Here is a 5,540-nt window from a genome sequence, read left to right as displayed (position 1 = left end):
GTTCAGCACTATGCTGCGCGCATGCCCGCCACCAAAACCCTGCTCATCGTCTACCACTCCGCCACCGGCGGCACCCGCCAGATGGCCGAGGCCGCCTGCGCCGCCGCCCAGGCGGCCGAGCCCACCGTGGCGGTGCGTTTGCTCCACGCCTCGCAGGCCGGGGCAGCCGATGTGCTGGCAGCCGACGGCTACCTGTTTGCCACGCCAGAGAACCTGGCGGCCATCAGCGGGCAGCTCAAAGACTTTTTTGACCGCTGCTACTACGGCGCGCTCGACCAGATCAATGGCAGGCCCTATGCCCTGCTCGTCTGCGCGGGCAGCGACGGGCAGAACGCAGCGCGGCAGATGGCACGCATCGCCACAGGCTGGCGCCTGAACGCCGTGGCCGAGCCGCTGATCGTGTGCACCCACGCGCAGACGCCCGAGGCCATCCTGGCACCCAAACACATCGGTGCGGACGACCTGGCGCGCTGCCAGGCGCTGGGCGAGGCCCTGGCGGTGGGGCTGGCGCTGGGGGTTTTCTAGCTCTGGGCGGTCGGTTCCAACTCAGGCGCCTGGTACACCAGCACCTTCAGCGCGCGCTCAGGCTCCACGTCGGCAAACACGGGTGGGTTGGCCACCCGTTCGATGAACTGCAGCTCAGGCACCAGCTCGCGCATCTGGTTCTGCAAAAAGTCCACGCCCAACTCGGGCGCATTCAGGCACAGCAGCGCGTGGCCGCCGGGGGCCAGCAAATCGGGCAGCCGGCGCATCAAGCGCGCGTAGTCCTTGGTGGCCACAAAGCTACCCTTCTGGTAGCTGGGCGGGTCCACAATGACCAGGCCATAGGGCCCGCTGCGCGTGATCTTGCCCCAGCTGCTGAAGATGTCGTGCGGCAAAAACGCCCCGCCCGCGCTGATGCCGTTGAGCTGGTGGTTCTGCTGCCCGATGCCAATGGCGCCGTGGCTCATGTCCACGTTGACCACCTGCCTGGCGCCCGCCTGCAGCGCCACCACCGAAAACGCGCAGGTGTAGGCAAACAGGTTGAGCACCTTGAGGCCATAGCGGTCTGCACTGCGTGCTGCTGCGTAGTCGCGCACCCAGCGGCGGCCTGCCGCCATGTCGAGGAACAGGCCGTGGTTCTGCCCGCGCAGCACATGCACCCGGTAGCGTGCCCCGGCTTCGGTGACGACATGCGGATCGGGCACAGCACCGGCCATCAGCCGTGTCTCGCTGCGGCCTTTGATGCGCAACGCCTCGCCCCGGTGCTGAAACACCCAGTTCAGCACCTCGCCCGCCGGGGCAATCTGCGCCCAGCGGGCCTCCAGCGCAGCACCGATGGCGGCCAGCTCATCCTCGGTGGCAGGCGCAAAACTGGTCAGCACCAGCACGGGCGGATAGGCATCCAGCACCCACTGCTCCGCCCCCGGGTGCCGCCCGCCCCGGCCATGAAAGATGCGCTGCGCCTCGGTGGGCAGGGGCATGGTGGCAATGGCGTCGAGCAGGGCTTGCATGGAGGGCGGAAGTTGGGTGGTCAGAAAATTTCAAGCAAAAAGGCTGTTACCGCCTTCTGCATATGCCTTGATAGCTACGGATTCGATAGCATCCTCAATTATCGCCGTTTGCTTTTGGTACCAAGCCACTGCTTGCGCGTGGTGCGCAGCCGAAAACGCTGGCGGTAGGCCCCCGGGGTGGTGCCGCTCACGCGGTGGAAGATCTTGCGAAAACTGCCCGTGTCGCTGTAGCCGCACTGCTGCGCCGCGGCGTGCGCGGGCTGGTGGCGACGGCATCGCCCCGCGCCAACGACCAGATGCGCGAGTTCTCGGCCAAGCGCTGGCACACCCTGCCTTTTCACCGTGACGATGTGGTGAGGGCCCGCGTGGGCGAGCCGCTGCGGCTCGTGCGGCCTTGAGCGGCTCCATGGCCTGGAAATCTGAAGGTTTTTAGGCCGCTACCGCGCGCCCATCACACCTTGATAGCTATCAATAAATGAGCGAAAAATCCATGCCGGGCCACGCTGCTGGCAGGACAGGCGTCAGCGCAACCCCAACCGTGTGAGCTTTTTGACCAGGCCCACGCGCGAGATGCCCAGGCGGCGGGCGGCTTCGGACTGGTTGCCGCCTGCGGCGGCCAGGGTGTCGCGGACCATGCGGGTTTCCAGCTCGGTCAGGGCAGCATCAAGCGGGCCGGTGCCTGTGGTGGCTGGCGAGGTGTCTGCGCCCGTTGCCGGGGCCTCGGCCGCCATGTCCCCACTGGCCAGTTGCAGCAGGGGCGCGTCCACCTCACGCTGCGGGGGCATCAGCAGCGCACCGGCAGATTCGACCACCGCTTTCAGCTCGCGCACATTGCCGGGCCATTCACGCGCCATCAGCCAGGCCAGGGCCTCGGCCGACAGCCGGGCGCTGTGCGCCACGCGGTGCATAAAGCGCGTGGCCAGCAGCGGGATGTCGGCGGGGCGTTCTGCCAGCGACGGGGTGCGCAGCACCACGCCCTTGAGGCGGTAGAACAGGTCTTCGCGGAAAGTGCCTTCGCGCACCATGGCCTCCAGGTCGCGGTGCGTGGCGGCCACCACGCGCACTTCGGCGCGCTTTTGCACGCGGCCACCCACGGGCACGAAGGTACCCTCCTGCAAGAACCGCAGCAGCTTGACCTGCATGGGCGGTGGCATTTCGCCCACCTCATCCAGGAACAGCGTGCCGCCGTGCGCGGCCTCGACCAGGCCCGCCTGGTCGCGGTAGGCGCCGGTGAAGCTGCCTTTCATGTGGCCGAACAGCTCGCTCTCCAGCAGCTCCGCCGACAGCGCGCCGCAGTGGATGGCCACAAAGGGCGCAGTGCGGCGGGCGCTGTGGGCATGCAGGGCACGCGCCACCAGCTCTTTGCCCGTGCCCGTGGGGCCCAGCACCAGCACGCTGACCTGGGTGGGCGCCACGCGGCGTACCAGCGCCCGCAGCTGCACCGTGGCCGCCGCCTGGCCCACCAGGCCCATGTCGTCCAGGCCCTGGGCATCCAGCGCCTGCCCGGCCCGCAGTGCGGCCAGCTCGCCATCCAGGCGGGCCTTCTGCAGCCCGCGCGCCACCACAAAACGCAGCATGTCGGGGTCGATGGGTTTGGTGAGGAAGTCCCAGGCGCCCAGCTCGGTGGCGCGCAGGGCCAGCGCGTGGTCGCCATGGCCGGTCAGCACCACCACGGGCACCGGGGCAAAGCGTGGGATCAGCTCCAGGCCGATCTCGGGGTCCATGTGCGGGGGCATGGCCAGGTCCAGCAAGACCAGCTCGGGGCGGCGCTGGGCAAAGGCGGCCAGGGCCTGCGCGCCATCGCCCGCCAGCGTGACCTCGTGGCCCAGGCTGCGCAAGAATGCACCGCCCAGGCGCTGGAAGGCGGTTTCGTCATCCACCAGCAGGACATGGCCTTGATCTGGCGCGCTGGGTGTATCAGAGCCACCCACAATGCTCTGCGCGGGCGGGTGGCCGTAAGGTTTGTGGACGGCTTGGTTCATGGTGCGGGTGTTCGGGGAAAGCTCAGCGTGAAACAGGTGCTCCAGGGCGCACGCTCGGTCAGCGCCACCGTACCGCCGTGGGCCGCCATGGTGCGGGCCACGATGGCCAGGCCCAGCCCGGTGCCGCCGGGGCTACGCGAGGCAAAGGGCTCAAACAGCCGGTCGCGGATTTCGGCGGGCACGCCGGGGCCTGCGTCGCACACATGCAGCAGCACGGTGGTGTCGGTGGTTTCGGCGTCTATGTGCACATGGCTGTGGGTGCGGGCCGCCGCCGAGGCATCTGCATCGTTGGCGGGGGCGGTGGCCATGCGGGCGTTTTCAAACAGGTTGGTCAGCGCCTGGTCCACACGGCTCGGGTCGGCCTGCAGCCACAGCGGCTGCACCAGCCCCGGCCCAAAGCTCACATCGGGCAGGCGCATGGCGGCGTTGCGCACCTGGGCCGCCAGGTCGATGGTGCTGGGGGCCAGCTTCCAGGGCTTGGCAAAGTCCAGCAGGTCGTGCGTGAGGTGCGCAATGCGGGCCACCTGCTCAGCCACTTCGCGCCGGGTGTCGCCCGGCGCTGCGGCCACCGCCATGGAGATGATGTTCAGCGGGTTGCGAATGTCGTGCGCCACCGTGGCCGCCAGGGCCCCCAGCTCGGCCAGGCGGGCCTGCAGCTGGCGCTCGCGCTCGCGGGCGGCAAACTGCTGGGCCTGCTCCACGCGCTCGGCGGCCTCGGCCACCACGGTGCCAAACAGCTCGGCCACATGGCGTGGGCCGGGGGGCGCGGCGTCCCAGCCCTGCAGCGACACGGCCCAGCCCTCGCTGGCACGGCCACACACAAGTTGCGGCGTGCTGCTGGCGGCGGCGGGTGCCTCGCCGATGTGCACCTCCACCTGCGTGCCGATGCGTGTGCTGAGCAAGGCGGCTGCTTGTTCGGCCAGTGCCTGGGGCGTTTCGGCCGACCCCAGCGTGCGGCGCCAGGCGGCCAGGTCGGCGGCAGACACGTCGGCACCCGGGTACACCAGCCGCTCCGCGACCCGCCGCACGGGGCCGTTGAGCGCCAGCACACTGGCCGCCACGGCCAAGCTACCCAGCCAGCGCGATTCCAGCGGCAGCAAGGGCGTAAGCGCCACCACCACCAGCCCCACTCCTAACCCGAGCGCCAGCAGCAGCGCCCACACGAGGGCGCGGCGCGCCCAGGCGTTGGCCACAAACACCCCGTAGCGCAGGATGCCGTACACCAGGATCAGCGAATAAAACGGCAGGCCCAGCAGCGGAAACGGGTAGATCGGCAGATCAAGCACCGCAATGCCATAGCCCGCCAGGCACAGCAGGCCCCACAGGCAGGATGCGGTGACGGCCGCAATCTGCCGCAACTTCTGTCCATCGCCCAGGCGGCGTGCGCGCAGCAAGGCATGCAGCAGCACCCACACCCCGCCGATGCCCAGGATGACCCAGGCCATGCTGGCCACCACCCCCACCTCATCGGCGACGGCAATCCAGCCGATGTCGCGGTGGTGCACCAGGTGTGCAGGCACCAATAGGATGGAAACCACCGAGGCGCCGCCGCCCAGCGCATAGGCCGCCGCCACACCCCAGCGCCCCAGGTCCACACGGCAGAACACGGTGCAGAAGTGAAAGAACAGCGCCGACGTGAAGGGCGCCGTGGCCAACAGGCGCATGGCCACGGGCTCAGCCTCGGGGCCGATCCAGTTGGGCAGCTCGTTGCCCACCATCCACAGCGAAATGCCGGTCAAAAACGCCGCCAGCAGTCGCGCGCCCGCCACGCGGTCGGCCCAGGCCAGCAACAAGGCGGCCAACACCAGGGTTTCGAGCACCGAAAACCCGAGGACGGCGTGGATCAGCATGCAAGAACCGATGAGGTGAGAGCGCTGCGCATGGCGGGGACCTGTTCCTGGAGTTAACGATTGTGGTTGGGCGCACTGTAAACCAAGTATGCAGGTCGGCCAGCGAATTTCAATGAAATCAAGCACTTGCAGCGCATTCAGCACCTGGACCGGGTTTCGCAATAGGGAGTGCAAACACCACTCTTGCACCGCCCGCCATGTTTGCCCTTTTCAAT

The 5,540-nt window shown here is 68.6% G+C and carries 5 protein-coding genes; 2 read left to right on the top strand and 3 right to left on the bottom strand.

Translation table 11 applies throughout. The features are described 5' to 3' along the window. Positions 1-21 precede the first annotated feature (21 nt). On the top strand, positions 22-525 hold the full coding sequence (locus DBR12_RS21025) for a flavodoxin family protein (protein WP_108619002.1): 504 nt from the start codon (positions 22-24) through the stop codon (positions 523-525). On the opposite strand, the gene DBR12_RS21020 is transcribed toward DBR12_RS21025, so the two are convergent. Beyond that, positions 522-1,493 (bottom strand): class I SAM-dependent methyltransferase, encoded by a 972-nt coding sequence (locus tag DBR12_RS21020; protein ID WP_108619001.1) that lies wholly within the window; start codon positions 1,491-1,493, stop codon positions 522-524. The genes DBR12_RS21025 and DBR12_RS21020 overlap by 4 nt on opposite strands. A 194-nt stretch (positions 1,494-1,687) precedes the next feature. On the opposite strand from DBR12_RS21020, the gene DBR12_RS22270 reads away from it, so the two are divergent. Then, positions 1,688-1,891, top strand: coding sequence for a hypothetical protein (locus DBR12_RS22270; RefSeq protein WP_158275025.1), 204 nt, complete (start codon positions 1,688-1,690; stop codon positions 1,889-1,891). Positions 1,892-2,014: 123 nt separating this feature from the next. On the opposite strand, the gene DBR12_RS21010 is transcribed toward DBR12_RS22270, so the two are convergent. Both DBR12_RS21010 and DBR12_RS21005 read right to left on the bottom strand, forming a co-directional pair. After that, the gene (locus DBR12_RS21010; RefSeq protein ID WP_108618999.1) at positions 2,015-3,475 is read right to left on the bottom strand and encodes a sigma-54 dependent transcriptional regulator; all 1,461 of its coding nucleotides are present in this window, start codon (positions 3,473-3,475) and stop codon (positions 2,015-2,017) included. Continuing rightward, the gene (locus DBR12_RS21005) at positions 3,472-5,325 is read right to left on the bottom strand and encodes a sensor histidine kinase (protein WP_108618998.1); all 1,854 of its coding nucleotides are present in this window, start codon (positions 5,323-5,325) and stop codon (positions 3,472-3,474) included. Before DBR12_RS21005 ends, DBR12_RS21010 begins: the two co-directional genes overlap by 4 nt. Between the last annotated feature and the right edge of the window lie 215 nt (positions 5,326-5,540).

The sequence above is a fragment of the Acidovorax sp. HMWF029 genome, assembly GCF_003060895.1.
Classification (GTDB): Bacteria; Pseudomonadota; Gammaproteobacteria; order Burkholderiales; family Burkholderiaceae_C; genus Acidovorax.
This window is presented reverse-complemented; position numbering and strand designations above follow the sequence as displayed.